Consider the following 17,456-nt stretch of genomic DNA (forward strand, 5'->3'; position numbering starts at 1 on the left):
CAGTCTTCGCGACTATGACCATAGGCGCTTGCGTGGTCGCTTCGGCTGACAGCCAGGCCACCGGTCAAGGCTTCCTTGATATCTCGCTCATGCCGTTGCCGGTCTGATGCATCGCGTCGATGCAGGCGCCCGGCGGCACGAAAAGTCTGCGTCAGGGCCGTGTTTGGAGACGCAAGGCCACGCGCACGTGGTGGAACTGGCACCAACCGAGATACCTCGGATAGGTTGCCAATTCCACTACGAAACGGAACAGCGCCCGATCTTGCCTCTGCTGACCAGGTTCGAGATCGGTTTTGTAGATCTAGTTCATCGTTTCGGACGCTTTTAGAGCCGCGTGAACCGGCTCGCATTTATGATCGCACGCCCCGCCTACTCCGGCAGAGCCGCGGTTACGATGATCTCCACCAGCACGTCAGGCGCTCCCATCTCGCATTGAGACGTCGCTCGGGTCGGGGCTGCATTCGGCGCGGTCCACTCGTTCCAGACCTCATTCATACCATCGAAATCCCTGGCGAGGTCCTTGATCCAGATCTGTGCGGTCAGGAGACGACTCTTGTCAGTGCCGGCTTCAGCGAGAAACTTCTCGATTTTTTCAAGCGTCTGCTTCGTTTGTCCCTTGATATCCTGGCTGCGGTCATCGGCGGTCATACCGCCTACAAAGACCATTCCATTATAAACCACGGCACGGCTGCGGCGCTTGTCGGTCTCGATGCGTACGATATTGCTCATTGTCTGTCCTTTCTGCTGTTTGTTGGTGTTCGTGTCTGAAATTCGCCGGTCTATTCAAGGAAATCGCCAAGCATGACAGGTTTGATCGGCGGACGGATGCGGTAATATCCGACCGCATCAGGTTCGACGCTCCGCGCTTGAGCAATGATTTCGGTGACGGTGAGGCCGCAGAGCCGCCCTTGGCACGGACCCATTCCGCAGCGACCAAATGCCTTGGTTTGATTAGGGCCAAGGCAACCAAGTTCGACGTAACGGCGTATTTGGCCGGCGGTTACCTCCTCACATCGGCAAACCACGACGTTGTCTTCTTGCGGAATTCGGTTCTCGTTTCTGGGCCGGTAGAGGATGTCCAGGAACGGCCTGATATATGTGTAGCGTTTGAACTGGCGCTGAAGCGGCGCTGCGCGTCGCGCAATATCCGTCACGACGCCGAGCCGCTCGCCGATCGCAAGGGCGGCCAGCCGACCCTGCACCGCCGATGCCTGTGCCCCTACAATGGCCCGGCTGTCTCCGGCGACATAGATGGCCGTTGCCCCCAACCGTCCCCACGGATCCGTGACCGGCTGCCAGCACAGCTGCTCCGCATTCCAGCTATGCTCCGCGCCGATCGACCAGCTGAGCTGTGTATTGGGAACGACGCCTTGATGCAGCAGCAGCAGCGATGCCGGGACGCGAACCCGCCTGCCCCGATGCTTGAAGGAAAGCCCCTCGACGCGGCTTTCACCCTCGATCGAAAGGTGGCTGGCGCCGGAAAAGACCGGGACGCCATGCCGCCGCAGGGCTGCAAGCAACTTGATTCCCTTGGCGAGGTCTCGCCAACCCATCGTTGCGCCAATCACATGGCGCAAGGCGTGCAAGCTGACGGAGAGGTTAGTGGTATCAACCAGCGCCTCGATCTTTACACCGGCACGCAGATACTGCCAGGCCAGCAGATACAGCAACGGACCGCAACCGGCGAGCACGACCGGTTCGGTCGGCAGGGCACCTGAAGACTTTAGGAGGATCTGCCCCGCGCCAGCGCCCATCACCCCCGGCAAGGTCCAGCCGGGGATCGGGAAAGGCCGCTCCATGGCGCCGCTGGCAAGCAGGACATGCTTGCCGACAACCTGATGGGCCCCGCTGTTCGTGATATAGTCGACAACGCCGTCGGGAGTTACGTTCCAGACAACGGCGCCGTCGATATATTGCGTTCCGCTGGCGCGGAACTCCGCAGCCAAGCTCAAGCCAGCCGCGTAGTCCTTCCCCAACACGTTGAGGCGGTCGGCCGGCGCTGATTCGATATTGCGATAGATCTGCCCCCCAACGGCCGCTTGCTCGTCGAGCAAGACAACGGACAAATCGAGCTTTCGAGCCTCGCATGCCGCAGCCATGCCGGCAGAGCCAGCGCCGATGATGACGAGGTCTGCCACGGCGTCACTCATGATTGTTCTCCGAACTCAAATCGCCCAAGTCCACGGCACCGACCTGTCGCTTCACCTGCATTCCATCCCGTACCGGGACAAGGCAGCTCTGCCTTGCGGGAACACCGTCGATCTCGACGAGGCATTCGAAACAGACACCCATCATGCAGTAAGGTGCTCGCGGAACCTGGCCGACGACGCTCGAGCGAAAGTCACGCACGCCGCCAGCCAACAGGGCCGCCGCAACACTGATGCCGGCCGGCACCGTGAAACTGTTTCCCTCGAATGTGATCGTGACCGTTTCCAGTCCCAAGGATCGAGGAATCGAGAACAGTGGTTTAATGGTCATGGGAAAACTTCGCGTTTGGGTCCGAGAACCTGTCACCCTTGAAGACGTCGAAATCAGGCGGGGCTTCCGTGAGCCCGCCCATCCAAGGGCCGATCACAAGGCTATGCGCGGCCGCCAGCGAGACGCCGCTATGACTTGTGGCTACATATGCGCCCGGACATGACGACGAGGCTTGGTAGATCGGATAGCCATCAGGCGTCAGCGGCCGCAGGGCGCCCCAGGCGCGGACCAAGCGCGCCCGCGCCAGCGCAGGAAAAGTCGCGACCGCGCGGCGAGCCAGCCCTTCGATTTTCTCGGTCGTCGTGCCGTCATCCAGCCCGACGTCTTCACTCGTCGAACCGATCTGCACACTGCCTTCGCGGGTTTGCCTGAGCTTGTTCGTAGGGTAGTTGAGAAACGGCTTGAGGCGTTCCGAGATCAGAACCTGCCCTCGGGTTGATGTGACAGGCGCATGCAATCCGACTTGCGGCGACAGACGCGCATTGCCGAGACCTGCGGCAAGAACGAGCCGATCGCTTTTCCAGCTCTGACCATCGCTCGCTATAGCCTCGAACACGCCGTTACCGGGATCGTATCGAACGTCCGTGACGTCAACTCCGGTGATCACGTCGGCGCCTCGTTGACGCAGACCCGCATACAGACCGCGGAGCAGCATCAGCGGATTTGCATGGCCGTCGAGCGGACAGTAGCTGCCGCCCACGACAGCGGGACCAAGCCCTGGCAGATATTGCCTGAGCTCGGATGGGCTCATCATCTGAAAGGGGATGTCCCCAACCTCGCGGTCAATCTTTTCCAGCAAGATGGCCCGCGCCTTAACATCCGCGTCGCTGAAGCCTAGCCAGAAGCCCCCCGGCTGCTGCAACCCGGAGTCCACGCCCGTCAGGTTCTGGAGCTCCTCATGCAGGGCCGGCCATAGTTTCGCGGCATCACGGCTCCAACGCGCATAGCGCGGCATCTTAGGGCCCTTGCTTGACACCCAGACGAGCCCAAAATTGCCTCGGGAGGCTCGAAAGGCGACATCTCCTCCGTCAAGGACGCGAACGCGCAAGCCGGCCCGTGCCGCTCCGTAGGCGATCGCCGCCCCGACAAGGCCGCCCCCCACCACGGTCATCTGCTGATTGCTCATCGTACCCTCTGGTCCATGGGTCTGCTGGTTCCTAAATTTGGGCGCAACTGCCCTGCCCTCTCGCCGCGAGGCGAGGAACTACAGGCTGAAAACTCGCCCTACTTTTTCCCGATCAAGACTTTGTCGAGGCCGACTATCCGGTCCAGGACAAACATCAGAGCCATCGTCCCGACGATCATGATCGTCGATACGGACGTCGTGACGGGATCTGTCAGAAGTGCCACGCGGTGATACAGCGCGACCGGAAGTGTCGTTGTCCCCGGCGTTGCGACGAAGATCGTCATCGTGACTTCGTCAAAACTCTGGATGAAGGCCAAGACCCATCCACCAGCTACTCCTGGCAGGATCAACGGCAGGAGAATTCGCCGGAAGGCTACGAAGCGCGATGCACCAAGCGATCTGGCGGCAAGTTCGGCGTCGCGTTCCAGACCGGCCACGGCGGCCAGCGTCAGCCGCAGGGAGAAAGGCACCACTATGAGCGCGTGAACCAGAAGCAGGCCGACGAACGATCCTGTCCACCCCATGATCGAGAAGAACCGCAGGAATGCAACGCCCATCACAACATGTGGAATCATCAGCGGCGACATGAGGAACGCCATCAATCCGTCTCGACCAAAGAACCGGTGCCTTGCGATGGCGAGAGCGGCAGGAATGGCAATCACCGTAGCCAGCGTCGCCGATCCGAGGCCCAGCCAGATCGACAACCAAAACGCAGCGATCAATTCGGGCGCTTTGAGAATGGCGAGGTACCACCGTAAGGAGGCACCGTCGAACGGCATGGAGACGTATCCTTTGTCCGAGAACGAGACCAAGACCACCACAATGAGCGGTGCAATTATGAAAATCGTGAACAGGGTGTGGAATGCCAACGCAACCGGCCCATTCCGTTCCATCTCCCGGTTCCTCATGCGAACACCTGCTTGAATCGCCGCTCAACGAACCGATTGCTTCCGATGACGACGAAGACGATGCCGAGCAGCAGCAGCATTGCGATAGCGGCTCCCAGCGGCCAGTTCAGCGAACTCAGAAACTCGTCGTAGATGGCCGTAGTGACGACCTTCACTCTCCTGCCGCCGATGATGGCTGGCGTCGCGAATGCCGACGCGGCCAAGGTGAATACGATGATCGCGCCGGAGAGTATGCCGGGCATCAATTGCGGAAGGATGATGCGGCGGAAGGTCGTTCCCGGCCCCGCGCCAAGAGACCTCGCGGCATGGGCGACCTGACCATCGAGCTTTTGCATGGCAGTCCAGACCGCAATGATCATGAACGGCATGAGCACATGCGTCAGGACGATGATGACTCCCGTCATGGTGAACATCAGCTGCGTTGGACGATCGATCAGACCGAGGGAGAGAAGAGTGGAGTTCACCATTCCCTGGCGGCCGAGCAGGATTGACCATCCGAGTGTGCGGACGACCACGGAAATGAGCAAGGGTCCGAGAATGACGACGAAGAACGTTCCCTGCCAAGCCGGTCGCATCTTGGCCAGGATCAGCGTTTCAGGCACCCCAACGATGATGCAAATGAGTGTAACGCCTAGCGACATCGCGCCGGTGCGCAGAAATAATTCATGGTAATAGCCGTCGGACAGAATTTCGATGTAGCTACCGAGGGTATAGTCAGGCTGCACACCGCGCATGCCGTCGAAAACATTGAACGAGAGAATTGCAGTCAGCGCCAGCGGTACGACCAATAACCCCAGAAACAATGCAAGGGCCGGCAGGGAGAGGAGCCAAGGCGTACCGGCCGCGCGGAGCGTCTTATCAGTCATGTGCCACCTCTGGAGCGATGACCTGCAGATCGCCGTCGTTCCAGCGTATCCCAACGATTTCGCCCTCCATGGGCTGTACGGTACCCTGATTTGGCGTGGTAACGCGCAGTTGCCCGATGTCGCTGTCGATCTCATAGAACCATACGCCGCCAAGAAAGAGGCGCGTCATTACGCGTCCCTTGACGTTGCACTCGTCGACAGCCCCGATACGGAGACGCTCGGGACGAACGAACAGCTTAACATCGGCGCCGACATGATCCCTGCCAATGTCGGCTGGGAAGGAAATCGGTCCAACGCTCACGGATGCGGTGCGATCATTCCTTGAGGAGATCTTTCCCGTGATGACGTTCGTCTGCCCGAGAAATCTGAATGCAAACTCCGAGACCGGTGCGTCATAGACGTCTTGGGGACTACCCAGCTCGGCAATGCCGCCGTTCGACATGACGGCAATCCTATCGCTCATCGTCATCGCTTCGAGTTGATCGTGCGTCACAAGGATGGTCGTGATCCCGAGGCGGCGCTGCAGCGCGCGAAGTTCGACATGCATTTCGCTGCGGAGCTTGGCGTCAAGGTTGGACATGGGTTCGTCCAACAGCATGACGCGCGGACGTATCGCCAGCACGCGCGCTATCGCGACCCTTTGACGTTGCCCTCCGGATAACTCACGAGGGTACCGGCCTTCGAGGCCGGACAGGCGCACCATCGCGAGGGCTTCCTCAATGCGATCCCGCAGTTGCGCGCCTTTTATCTTGCGCATCTCCAGGCCAAAGCCGACGTTCTGTGATACCGTCATATGCGGGAACAGCGCGTAGCTTTGGAAGACAATCCCCATGTCGCGCTTTTCCGGCGCGACGTAGGTCATATCCTGTCCTTCAAGCACGATGGTGCCGGCGGTTGGGGGCACGAAGCCCGCAACCATCTGCAACGTTGTGGTCTTGCCGCATCCGGAGGGACCTAAAAGCGAAAGGAACTCTCCGCTTTCCACGTCTAGATCTAGGCGGCGAACGGCTTGGAAATCGCCGCCATAGGTTTTCGAAAGTCCACGTAGTGACAACTTACTCATCGGATAAGGCTTATGCTCTCTTGGACTGCAGCGATCTCATGGCGAGCTGCGCTCATCTTTCGACCGTGCGGTTCCACTGATTGGTCCACTCGGCGCGTTGCGGATTGATGACCGGCCAGTCCACGTTGATCAACTTCGACAGCTTTTCCTCGCCATAGGGCAGTTCCGCTGCCAGCGTACCCTCTAGCTTTGTCTGGCGATTTGTTGGCCCGAAGCCTTGCGTAGCCAATTTCACTTGAACGTCTGGCGATGCTAGATACTGCAGGAGTGCCTGAGACGCCTCTGGCAACTTGTTATCGGCAACGGCACAGGCTGAGGCTACGATTGCCGGGGCTCCCTCCTTCGGATAGGCGAACTCGACTGGAAAGCCGGTTTGCTTCAGCGCAATCGCTCGGCTGCTTCCCCAGACGGCAACATCGATGTCGCCATTCTGAAACATTTGGGCGAGCTGCGCATTCGACGATGACCAACTCAGCACATTCGGAACAAGCTTTTCCCGGACGGCCTTGAAGCCCGGCTCGATGTTTTTCTCGCCGCCGCCATTGAGGCGGGCGAACATCAACAGCATGTTGAGACCATAGGTGCCCGAAATCGGATTCGAGGCGACACGCTGCTCGAACTTTGGGTCAGTGAGGTCGTTCCATGAGGTAGGAGGCGCCCAGCCGTTCTTTTCGAAGCTGTCCTTGTTGTACGCAATGCCGGTCGCCACCAAACCGACGCCGACTGCACGCCCCCCGAAAGTGGCAGCGCTCGCGACATCGTAGATGTCCTTGTAAACCGGTGCTTCGGTCACCTTGTCGCAAAATCCAAACTGGATGGCCTGTTGCATCGGCCCGTTGTCGACCAGAATGACGTTTATCTCTTGATTGCCCTTCTGCGCCTGCAGCTTCGCGAGGACCTCGCTGGAATTGCCCGCTACGTACACAACCTTGACGTTATGCTTGGCCTGAAATTCAGGGATTATTTCCTTCTCGAACATCGTCTGAAAGTCGCCGGAGTACCCGGCGAAATAGAGCGTCTGTTGAGCCAGTGCGGGTGAGCTGAGCGCTGTCGCGCCAAGTAAAAATAGAGTGCGCAGATGTTTCATTCGTCCCTCTATGGTTCTGATCCTGATACAGGGAGATATGGTTTCTTTGTTTTTAGAACCCCTGTAAGGACTGGGATCATTAACGGCCTTGCCTAGGTCGGCAAATATAAATTCGTATGGGGTTTATGCGTTCATGATATAGCCACTGGGCGCACCATACTGGCGGGCACTCGAGCAGGATATCGAGACCTTAGCGGCCCATTTCTTTGGAACTCCAGCACCAGTTGCGAAACGTTCTATCGCCTATCGTACCAGCTTAAGCGGCAATCCCGTGAGCTCATCGGGCTGCGGTGCGCGACGAGCCGCCGTGAGATGCCTCAAGGTCGTGCTAACACAGGAGTTTATTCTGGATGGCCAGGGCGCGGGAACGCTTTGGAAGCCAGAGGATCGCCTTCGGGTCAATCTGAGTCGTTAAGCGTGGCAGTGTGAAGGTCTCCTTGGCAGGCGGTACCTTGCCCTTAGCTCCACGTGGGTATGGGCGGTTTGCTGTCCGGCATTCCTTAGACGATGCCCCATGCGCGGTAGCGCCGCCTCCCCGTGAGCTCTCTCGGCAGGGCTCCTCCGAGCTGCGCCAACATGAGGTCGACCGCCTTCGGCGTGACCCCGATCAGTTTCGATGCGATCGCCCCCGATACGAGCGGCCGCGACAGGAACAGCTCGATGAGCTGCGGCAGCCGCGAGTTGCTCCGGCAGTCCTTCGCCCGTCGCAGCATCGTCTCGCGCGCCAGCGCCAGCCGCTGCATGTCCTTCTCGCCTTGGTCCACCGCCTCGTCAACGATCCGGGCGAAGGCCTCGACCTTCTCGACGCCCCCTTCCCTCCCCTGGAGCCGATAGCGCGAGGCCTTGTAGCCGGAGACGAGCGGCAGGAGGTGCGTGGTCAGTCCCCTCGCCCGCAGGATCGCCCCGGCCATGATGAGGCCGAGCCAGGGCTGGCGGTGATACATGCCGAGGCCCGTCCAGGCGTCCCAGGCGATGGCGGCCGCCGCGATCGCGGGCCACTTCTCGGTGCGCTTGACCACGTCGAGCCAGAGGTCCTCGTTCTCGGCCTCGTCGACCTCCGGGTCGTAGACCAGGTGCGATCGGCGCTTCGGAATCGGCGTTTCGCCCGCGAGCGTCTTGGTGGTGCGGGCCAGGATGGCATCGATCTCCGCAAGGTGGCTCGCCAGCGGATCCTCGTCGTCATGGACCGGCCCATCCTCGGCCCCGGCCCCCCTATCCTTCCCCAGAGGTTCGACCTCTGGGGAGCCGAGCATCAATCCCCGCAGGGCCGACAGGCCGTCGATGGACAGAGGCCAGGGCGCTTTGCGGGCGAGCACCATGCGCCGGGCCCGCAGCGCCGCCGCCGCGCGGGTGAGCTCGTGGGTCGGGCTGCGCACGTCCATGCCGGCGTCGTGCAGCACCACGTCGCCGATGTCGACGAAGTGGCCGTCGAGGATTAGCGCCCGGGTCGCTTCGATCATGTCGCAGCGGGACTGCCAGCCGGCGGAGAGCCCAGACGCCGTCAGCCGCGCGTCGAGGTGCATGACGGCGACGGCGGTCCGCTCCAGTTTTCCGGCCAGGGACCACGGCAGCTCCGGCAGGTCGTAGGTCTTTGGCACGAGCGGCGCGAAGTCCTCGTCGTCATAGCGTCCCCTGCTCTCGAACAGTAACTGGGGCAGTTTGGGGGGCGAGGGATTCCTCCGACTGGACATTCATGATTCAATCTCGGCATGACCTCGCCCGGTGGTTCCAACAAGCCGCTGTCTCAGAAGGCCCTGCGCGAGCTGGTCTCGGATCTGGCCGGCAAGATTGATCGACTGGAGCAAGAGGTTGAGCAACTGCGCCTCGACAACAGCAACCTGCGCCTCGACAACCAGGCCCTGAAGGACGAGATCGCCCGGCTCAAGCACCTGCCGCCGCGCCCGCCGTTCAAACCCTCTGGCATGGAGAAAGCCACCCAGCCGCGGCCCACCAGTCCGGGCCGCCCAGGCCGCGGCGCCAAACGGGATCAGGTGACCCGCGAAATCACGATCCGGGTCGAGGTTCCGCCCGGCTCGCGCTTCAAAGGCTACAAGACGGTGGTGCGCCGGGATCTCGTGTTGGCTGCCGAGATCGTGCGCTACAGGCGGGAACGCTGGGTGACGCCCCAGGGCCAGACCATCATCGCGCCGCTGCCGGCGGGGATTGCCGGCGGGTTCGGGCCCGGCGTGCGACGGTTCTGCCTCGCCCTGCACACGCAAGGCCAGGTCACCACCGAGCGGCTCACCGATCTTCTGAACGGGATCGGCCTGTCGATCTCCAAGCGAGAGGTGGTGCGCCTGCTCACCTCGGATCTGGAGCCGTTCGAACAGGAGGACCACGCGGTCCTGGAAGCGGGCCTGGTCTCGTCCCCTTACATCACCGTCGATGACACCGGTGCGCGGCATGCCCGCTGCCCTGGGGTGACCACGCAGATCGGCGGCGAACGCTTTACGGTCTTTCGCACCAGCCGGTCGAAATCGCGCCTGAACTTCCTGTCGCTGCTGCGGGCTGGCCGTGAGGACTACGTCATCAACGAGGCCGCGCTGGACTATCTGCGCGCACAGCCTGTCGAGGCCGCCGTGATCGCCCGGTTAGCGAAGCTCCAGGGCCAAGTGTTCTGCTCGCAGATCGAATGGTGGCAGCATCTGGCACGGTGCTCGATCAACATCTTCGACCGGCCTCTGCTCCAGCTGCTGAACGCGGCTGCCACTTGGGGTGCGATCCGGCACCACGGGCGGATGGCAAACACGGTCGTGGTCTCTGACGATGCCGGCCAGTTCCGCGTTGCCACGCACGCCCTGTGCTGGGTTCATGCCGAGCGCCACCTCGAGAAGCTGATGCCGACCTCGCCCAAGCAGGCCCAGGCGGTGGAATTGGTCCGCCAGGCAATCTGGTGCTTTTACCGCGGTCTGAAGCTGTGGAAGCAGAGTCCCTCACCGGGCGCCGAGGCGTTATTCCGGCGACAGTTCAACCGCATCTTTGGCCAGCGCACGGGCTACAAGGACCTCGACGAACTGCTCGCCCGCCTGGCCCGGCGGAAAGCCGAGCTGCTGCGGGTGCTCGGAGAGCATGAGGAAGCGTGGGGCAGTTAAGCGGCGGCCTGTCCGTGGTCCTTGGCGTTGTCGTTCATCATGCCAGGATACCAGTGCTCGAATGCGGCACGCAGTGAGCCATCCAGGGTCTTGGTCCGCGTTTGCAGGAGCAAATGAGCCCCGCGCCGGCTCCACTGCATCTGCTGCTTCTTGGCAAAACGTTTGCTGATCACCGCATTCACCGTCGCCTCGACAAAGGCTGAAGAGATCCGCTCGCCGGACCGATAGCGCTCGCCATAGTTGATCAGGCTGGGCTCGTTGCTGGCGATGTAGATCTGGAATTCCCGCATCGCTGTCCTGAACTTGCGCAGGTTAGGATAGCGACTGTCGAGAGCTTCGAGATCGAGGAGCAGATCATCGATGGCCTCGCGGGCTCGATAGGTGTTGCCGTGCCAGAGGAACCACTTGATCCGGCGCAGCTCATCGAGAGCCGCCACCCCATCGTCCTTGTCATGGCGCACCAGTCCCTGAGCAAACTGGCGCAGAACCGAGATCCGCATGGTGATGTGGAACCAGTCGAGGACGTGCTCGCTGCACGGGCTGATCCGCTCAGCGAGGGTGCGGACCTCCTCCCCGCCGTCAGTGATAAAGGTCAGATCCTGATCGGCCTGGAAGCCCTGGCGCCTGAGATGGTCGATGATGCGGCGCTGCGGCTTGCGATCATAGCCGTGGACGAAGCCGATGTACCGCGCCTCCCCTTCTTCGGGTATGGACCGGCCGACGATGAGCTCGAAGTTCCGCTTTCTGTCGCGCCAATCGCGGATATAGCCGCCGTCCAGGCCGATGACCATCCGACCCTCGGGGACCGACAGATCCTCCCAGTCGCGAGGATCTGTGCCCTCGGTAAATGAGGTCCGCTGCTCAGCAAGATCGTCCTCCATTCGCTCGGCGGCGCGGAGCACATGCTGCCGTACGGTTGTCGCGTTGACGCCACCTCCGATAGGAAGCACGTCGGCTAGGAGATCGGCGGCTGCCGCATAGGAGACAAGCGAGGCCCAGCGGGTCTCGAGGTACAGGCGCTCCGGCGCAATATGGTCAGGGAGCAACTGCGTTAACGGCGAGATCGTCGCTGGCCCGTTGGTCTGGCGCTCTTTGGGAACGTAGAAGCGTGGGCTCTTCAGCTGGACATCGCCGAACAAGGTCCGGAAGGTGATCGGGTAACTGCCCTTGCACCGGAGCTTCCGACCAGTGACCTTGCAGTGGCGGTGGGTCGCGAGCCAGCCATTGACCTGAGCCTCGACGATCCGCTGCTGAGCGGCCGCCAGCAGAGCCTTGCTCTCGGCCAGTGACAGGCCCAGATCTTCGGCTCCCTCGGTGACCTTCGTCAGGTCTGCGACCTCCTCTGTGGTGCGGATGTTACCGTCGTCGGCGACGATCTGAAGCATGATCTTGACCTGCATGGCCCCTCCGTACTCTCGCGGGAGGGCTCAAGCACCGTCTTCAGATCAACGGGACTATGGCCTCACCACTGTTGATGCATGAGGTCCAGATACTCGGCCCTGCTTAGCCGAGCGTTGACGTCCTTGCGGGAGAATGGGTTGCCCTGCCATCCTTGGCGTCCTTCAAGGCGCTCCAGAGCCTCCTGAACGTCGTTGATCTCCTCAGCGTCGATGGACCTGCCTGTGCTCCGCTTCAACGCAAGCTGATCAATGAAACCGGCCAGGACAGCGAGATCATAACCAGCTTCTGGAGTGGTCCAGGCCTCACGCCGGGCCAGAAAACCGGCCACCCCGCCGCAATCCTCCGGCGGGCAGGATCCATCCCCGTCCAGACAAATGGGATAGCTACTCTTAGGGTCAGCCTCATGCCGGCTCTCGAGGCGTACCTCGTGCTCCCAGGGACCGTTGAGGTCGTACTCATAGCGGAAACGGGTTCCTTGGTGGAGGCGAAGCTCGGAGAGTGCAACATCCGGAGACCGGGTCGCCACCTCCATGGAGCCGAACCGTCTGGCCCGGAGCGTGAACTGGAACAGGTGAATGCCCTCCCAGCCCATGGCCACCTGGATGACGCCGTGCAGCTCACGCAGGGTCATGCTGGCTGGCACCTGAACCCGCCGCCAGATCATGGGGCTGATGCCGAGCAGCCAAACCTTGAACTGCAGGATCTCCGGAGTTGGAGAAGGATCAGGAGGCCCAGGATTGGACGGGGTGCGCTTTGGCAAAGGAAGGTGTCCCGCAACCTTGTTTAGTCTGGCTTGAAACCTTGTACAATCAACCCGTTACCAGTTTGCCCCACAACTCCTCATGCTCTCCTAGAAGGGTCCCGTAAGCCTCGCGCACGATCCTATAGCATTCGCATGACGCCGCCTCGAGGCCAGCCCGGTCGAGCACCCTGATGCACCCCGGCTCCAGCCGGACGATGCCGCGTGTCTGAAGGGACTTGGTCACTCCACTCAAAGTTTGTCGGCGCGCGCCCAGCATGAGAGCGAGACGAGCCTGGGACATCTGGACCGTCTCTTCCTGGACTGCGCGGTCATGCGCATGGAGCAAACAGCGGGCGCAGCGGGCCTCGAGGGTGTGGAGATCGTTGCACGCGGCCGCTTGGATGGACTGCGTGAGGAGCACCTTGCTGAATCGCAGCAACAAGTCAGCGAGCGGAACGTACGTTCGGCTGATCTCCAGAAGGCTGTCGATCGACAAGCGGGTTGCGGTCCCTGGCACCTGAACGAGGGCGCGGCAGAGCGCCCGGTCATCGCTGCCCAGGACTGCCCAGAAGCCAAGGTACCCTTCCGATCCGACGGCTGCGGTTTCGACGGCGCGCCCGTCACCCATTGGCGCGATCAGGGCGATGACGCCGCTATGCGGGAATAGAGCTTCCCGCACCGGCTCGCCTACCTCTTGCAGTACTCGCCCGCGAGCTAATGGAACGATGCTTGCCCGCTCCATCAGAGCGGACAAGACGTCTTGGGGAAGAGCGGCGAGGATGCGGTTCCTGCCACGCTCCGTAGCGTCGGATTGGGTATGCCCCTGGATCGTCACGGCAGCCATTGAAGAGAAGCTTCGGTTGGGCAGGTAACGCGTCAGGCGGGGGCTGGTTCGAACGCGCGGACAGCAGTGGCGCTTCGTCTCCAGCCAAGCGAGACCGTTCCGATTTATCGACCGAGCATGGAAAGCATGAAGTTCCCTGAAGATGTGTTCTCGTAGCTCAACAAGTTCTCATTGTGCCATTCCGAGTTCGGGTAGTGATCACCCCAATTTGCAGAATTGCGAAGTAATAACTGCTCAGCTTCTCGGTCGAGTGTTGTCGAAAGGCGACAGGACTGACGATTTTGCAGTCCTGGCCTAGTGTTGACACTTGGTTCATGTCTAGTGCGCATCTTCAGCCGACGGGAAGGCTGCAACGAGACAGGAATTTGTTAAGGGGTGCACCATGAATGACACGCACATTGGCCAGCGGGGTTCGGTGACCAAGCTCCACCCGGTTACCACACCACCCGCCGATGAGAACACCGCATCGATGGTCGACCTGCTGCAGGAGCATCTGCGTCTCGCTCGCGAGGGCAAGCTGCGTTCGCTCGCCGTCGTGTCCGTGTCCGCTGATGGGTCAGCCATTGGGACCCAGTGGTCGTGCGATCCAGGCGACATGGCATCGCTGATCGGCAAGCTTACCGTCCTCACCCACGATCTCATGGCCGCTCGCAAGTGAGCCGCCAGTTTATGCGGAGGCCGGTTCACTGTCGGCCCAAACAGAATGATCAGGTCCAGAAGCTTCGCATTGATATACCCCCGACGTCGAAGGTGACGGCGTCGCCGACCTTAACGCCGGCCCGTCGATCGCGGCACTCGCCATCGCGCCCGAACCGGGCAGCGACAGGATGAACTCGGCGAGCCGTCGGGTCACTTTGGCCTCCGGCATGCGGTTGGATGGCAGCCTGACATCTTGGAGGCTTCCCTGCATGTGGAAGGGTTTTCATGCGGCTTGCAGGAGGGCGTTCCTGACGGTGTGCCAGACATCGCGGTTCTGGGCGACCAGCAAGCCTGGGCGTTGATCCGACGGCCGATACTCCGAGCCATCGAGGCGCGCGACGTAGCCACCTGCCTCTTCGACGAGGAAGGCACCAGGCGCATGGTCCCATGGCAGGAGCCGCCAGAACATCAGGAAGTTCTGAGCCCCTGTGATGACTGCGGGGTAGTCGATGCCGGCGCATTTGGCTCCTGGTAGGATCGCCGCGAGCTCGGCTGACCTCACCGTCACCTGCTCCTTCAATTCTTCAGGCTGGAACCGTGTGAGCACGGAGCCGCGACACTCCTGTGGCGGCAAGGGCACTGTCGGCGTTCGAACCCGGACTCCGTCAATGAACGCACCGCTGCCACGAGCCGCTACTGACAGTTGACCGCTGGCCGGGTCTAGCAGCCAGGAGACGATCGTCTGTCCTTCCTGCAGGAGCGCAACCATCACCGAGAAGGCTGGCGATCCAGCCACGAAATTTGCCGTTCCATCGAGTGGGTCAACCAGCCAGACCGTGCCTTCATCAAGCCCGTCGATGAGCTTCGGGTTCATCGCTACGGCCTCCTCGCCGACGACCCGGGAGCTTGGGAGGAGGGTGGCCAGCTGGGGGCTAATGATCTGCTCGGCCTCTCGGTCCGCGATGGTGACGACCTCACCGGGCGTTTTCTCCTCGATCTGGCCATCTACCAGCCTTCGGAAGCGAGGCAGCATCACATCCGCCGCGGCCTGGCGCATGATCGCCGTCACCTCGTCTATCAGGCCCGACCGCATCGGAGCTCCTCTTTCTGGTGCAGTGACCGTCCTGGTCCTGCGTGGATTTAAGTGATGGCGACCATGACCCTTAGGTCCGGTCCGGCGAAGCGGCGGTCCTGGCTACCATGCTGCCCATATCCGACACTCCACCGTTCCGGCCAGTGGAGCGTCTCCAGCCCTGTCGCAGAGGCTGCCGCAAGCGACGTCCAGCGGCCCTCGCTCCAAGGGCGGCACAGAACGCCGCCGGGCCCCATGTCGGGGTTGATCGCGAGATGAACGTCGAAGTCCTCCCCGGTTGGAATGTTAGGACCGATCCAGTAATGCGGGCTGCGCCCGGGCTCGCGCCCCATGATCAGGGTCAATGTCTGCCGCGGTCCTTGCAACCCGATCCATACCGGAGCGATGCTTCCAGGCGAGAAGGCGGAAAGAAGCGTCTGCGCCGAGCTAACCGTGTCGGCTGCCGCGCGTCCCCGGAACCGGACCTCAATCCTGCGGCCCTGGCCCAGCCGTCCGGTGACGGGGGCCTCCTCCTCTCCTCTGGCAAGTTCCCGCCACCGTCGGGCGGAGAACGGTGCCATCGGCCATTCCAGGCGCTCACGCGCGCGCCCGTCCGTGTCCAGGACCTGATAACGCAGTCCGTCATCGTCGAGAGCCGCCTGCACGCAGTGGAGATACTCGACGCCTTCGGGCATGCGATGGGCCGTTCCCGCTCCTGCCGTGCAGATCTGGAGCACGCCTCGATGCACCTGCACGTCGAAGGCCAGGATGTGGCTGCAGACATAAGCGAGCACATCCGCCTCCACCAGGATATCCCAGAAGCGTCCGGCGTGCTCTGGGCCGATCTCGCGCTGGTACGGTCCGGAGAACCCGTTGACTGGGTAAACCGGATGGTGGCCCAGAACGAGCTTGTGCCGGGCGTCGGCATGCTGGCGCAGCACGCTCTCCAGCCACTCGGTCTCGACGTGCCCCTCGCCCCCCAGCCCGGTCCAGAGGGTATGGACGAAGACCAGCAGCAGGTCGCCGCGGCGCACCCAGTACGACAGCCCCTCCTGCCCGGGCGGTCCGTTCCGGGGCAGGTCAAGCATCTCCCGGAACACATCCTCGCTCATGGCGTCGTAAGCCGTATGATTTCCGGTAGTGTGCAAGAGCGGGGTGGTCGCGCGATTGAGCCAGCCCATCTCGTGGTCGAGCCAGTGCCGCCATTGCGCCCGCAGCGCGTCGGCGTCGGCCGTGAGGCCGATGATCTCGTCGCCGGGGAAGAGGATGAACTCCGGCTGCGGCCGTAGCCTCCGGATCACCGCGTTGACGGAGGCGAACGTGGTCTCATGAAGAGCGCCAGGCACTCCCGAACACGCATCGCCATAGAGGACGAATTGGTGGCCTGGGATGCGCGGCATGAGGGCCGGGATTTCGTCTTGTGGCATTTCGGCGACGCGCTGATATGGAAGCCGACAAATGCCCCATCTTTCATGATTTGGGAACCGCCATCATCGTGTAAGCGCCAGCGCCCCGCTGCTCGGTCGGCAGATACGCCTGGTCTACATACCATCTGCTCCGCAGAAGGTCGGTGCCCCTTCATTGGCGCCAAGCTCGCACAAGAAGGGCGCCGCCAGCCCGCGTCGTCTGCGCTGCTCGTCGTCGAGGACAATCCGCTGGTGCGTGACTTCGCGGTCACAGCCCTAGAGGACGCCGGCTACCATGTGATCGTGGCTGAGGACGGGCCGAGTGGCCTCAGGCTGCTGGAGCGGCACAAGGAAGAGATCGCTCTTCTGTTCACAGATGTCGTGCGGGCCGGGCGGATGAACGGCCGCAAAGTGGCTGACGAAGCTCTCAAGATCTCGTCGAGGTTGAAGGTGCTGTTCACCACGGGCTACACGCGCAATGCCATCATCCACCATGGCCGTTTGGATGAAGGCGTGGAGCTGATCACCAAGCCGTTCACAGCCGTGGCCTGGCGGATCGGGTCCATTGGCTCCTCGCTGCCATTTGAGCGTAAACTGCCGACAGCTCGCCTTATGTTGTTCCCTATAGCGCCGCGCTCTTCGTTCAAGCACGAAGGAGATCGATCCAGGTCGCAGACCTCTGACCCACTGCTCGTCCATACTGTTCCACCCCCATGTCGATAGCTTGCAAGC

17 protein-coding genes are annotated in these 17,456 nt (G+C 61.8%); 3 read left to right on the top strand and 14 right to left on the bottom strand.

What is annotated here, in order from left to right; translation table 11 throughout:
* Positions 1-369 precede the first annotated feature (369 nt).
* From H0S73_RS24635 to H0S73_RS24675, 9 genes are all read right to left on the bottom strand, one after another.
* On the bottom strand, positions 370-729 hold the full coding sequence (locus H0S73_RS24635; protein WP_181054845.1) for a RidA family protein: 360 nt from the start codon (positions 727-729) through the stop codon (positions 370-372).
* A gap of 50 nt (positions 730-779) precedes the next feature.
* A complete protein-coding gene (locus H0S73_RS24640) occupies positions 780-2,150 on the bottom strand; it encodes an FAD/NAD(P)-dependent oxidoreductase (protein ID WP_181054846.1) in 1,371 nt (456 codons plus the stop codon).
* Entirely contained in the window at positions 2,143-2,442 is a 300-nt protein-coding gene (locus H0S73_RS24645; protein ID WP_246389453.1) for a (2Fe-2S)-binding protein, read from the bottom strand. The genes H0S73_RS24640 and H0S73_RS24645 overlap by 8 nt, the downstream gene beginning before the upstream one ends.
* A gap of 25 nt (positions 2,443-2,467) precedes the next feature.
* Positions 2,468-3,604, bottom strand: a complete 1,137-nt coding sequence (locus tag H0S73_RS24650) for an NAD(P)/FAD-dependent oxidoreductase (protein WP_181054848.1) — start codon at positions 3,602-3,604, stop codon at positions 2,468-2,470.
* Between the two features lie 98 nt (positions 3,605-3,702).
* On the bottom strand, positions 3,703-4,497 hold the full coding sequence (locus H0S73_RS24655) for an ABC transporter permease (RefSeq protein ID WP_181054849.1): 795 nt from the start codon (positions 4,495-4,497) through the stop codon (positions 3,703-3,705).
* A gap of 11 nt (positions 4,498-4,508) precedes the next feature.
* On the bottom strand, positions 4,509-5,378 hold the full coding sequence (locus H0S73_RS24660; RefSeq protein ID WP_181054850.1) for an ABC transporter permease: 870 nt from the start codon (positions 5,376-5,378) through the stop codon (positions 4,509-4,511).
* Positions 5,371-6,441 (bottom strand): ABC transporter ATP-binding protein, encoded by a 1,071-nt coding sequence (locus H0S73_RS24665; RefSeq protein ID WP_181054851.1) that lies wholly within the window; start codon positions 6,439-6,441, stop codon positions 5,371-5,373. Before H0S73_RS24665 ends, H0S73_RS24660 begins: the two co-directional genes overlap by 8 nt.
* 52 nt (positions 6,442-6,493) lie before the next feature.
* A complete protein-coding gene (locus H0S73_RS24670; protein WP_181054852.1) occupies positions 6,494-7,528 on the bottom strand; it encodes an ABC transporter substrate-binding protein in 1,035 nt (344 codons plus the stop codon).
* 500 nt (positions 7,529-8,028) lie between these two features.
* Positions 8,029-9,219, bottom strand: coding sequence for an RHE_PE00001 family protein (locus tag H0S73_RS24675; protein ID WP_246389454.1), 1,191 nt, complete (start codon positions 9,217-9,219; stop codon positions 8,029-8,031).
* Positions 9,220-9,237: 18 nt separating this feature from the next.
* Here H0S73_RS24675 and H0S73_RS24680 point away from each other — a divergent pair, with 18 nt between their 5' ends.
* Positions 9,238-10,620 (top strand): transposase, encoded by a 1,383-nt coding sequence (locus tag H0S73_RS24680; RefSeq protein WP_246389457.1) that lies wholly within the window; start codon positions 9,238-9,240, stop codon positions 10,618-10,620.
* On the opposite strand, the gene H0S73_RS24685 is transcribed toward H0S73_RS24680, so the two are convergent.
* The 3 genes from H0S73_RS24685 to H0S73_RS24695 form a co-directional block, all read right to left on the bottom strand.
* A complete protein-coding gene (locus H0S73_RS24685) occupies positions 10,617-12,020 on the bottom strand; it encodes an ISKra4 family transposase (RefSeq protein ID WP_181054853.1) in 1,404 nt (467 codons plus the stop codon). The genes H0S73_RS24680 and H0S73_RS24685 overlap by 4 nt on opposite strands.
* A gap of 62 nt (positions 12,021-12,082) precedes the next feature.
* Positions 12,083-12,781: a plasmid pRiA4b ORF-3 family protein gene (locus tag H0S73_RS24690; protein WP_181054854.1), complete on the bottom strand. Its 699-nt coding sequence runs from the start codon at positions 12,779-12,781 to the stop codon at positions 12,083-12,085.
* Positions 12,782-12,830: 49 nt separating this feature from the next.
* Positions 12,831-13,442 (bottom strand): helix-turn-helix domain-containing protein, encoded by a 612-nt coding sequence (locus H0S73_RS24695; RefSeq protein WP_181054855.1) that lies wholly within the window; start codon positions 13,440-13,442, stop codon positions 12,831-12,833.
* 547 nt (positions 13,443-13,989) lie between these two features.
* Between H0S73_RS24695 and H0S73_RS24700 the strand changes: the two genes are divergently transcribed.
* Positions 13,990-14,265, top strand: a complete 276-nt coding sequence (locus H0S73_RS24700) for a hypothetical protein (RefSeq protein WP_181054856.1) — start codon at positions 13,990-13,992, stop codon at positions 14,263-14,265.
* Positions 14,266-14,529: 264 nt separating this feature from the next.
* Here H0S73_RS24700 and H0S73_RS24705 read toward each other — a convergent pair whose 3' ends face one another.
* On the bottom strand, positions 14,530-15,339 hold the full coding sequence (locus tag H0S73_RS24705; RefSeq protein ID WP_181054857.1) for an inositol monophosphatase family protein: 810 nt from the start codon (positions 15,337-15,339) through the stop codon (positions 14,530-14,532).
* A 47-nt stretch (positions 15,340-15,386) separates the two neighbouring features.
* Positions 15,387-16,718: a metallophosphoesterase family protein gene (locus H0S73_RS24710; protein ID WP_246389459.1), complete on the bottom strand. Its 1,332-nt coding sequence runs from the start codon at positions 16,716-16,718 to the stop codon at positions 15,387-15,389.
* Between H0S73_RS24710 and H0S73_RS24715 the strand changes: the two genes are divergently transcribed.
* A complete protein-coding gene (locus H0S73_RS24715; protein WP_343058499.1) occupies positions 16,698-17,447 on the top strand; it encodes a response regulator in 750 nt (249 codons plus the stop codon). The genes H0S73_RS24710 and H0S73_RS24715 overlap by 21 nt on opposite strands.
* Positions 17,448-17,456: the final 9 nt, after the last annotated feature.

Source organism: Microvirga mediterraneensis, assembly GCF_013520865.1.
GTDB classification, from domain to species: domain Bacteria; phylum Pseudomonadota; class Alphaproteobacteria; order Rhizobiales; family Beijerinckiaceae; genus Microvirga; species Microvirga mediterraneensis.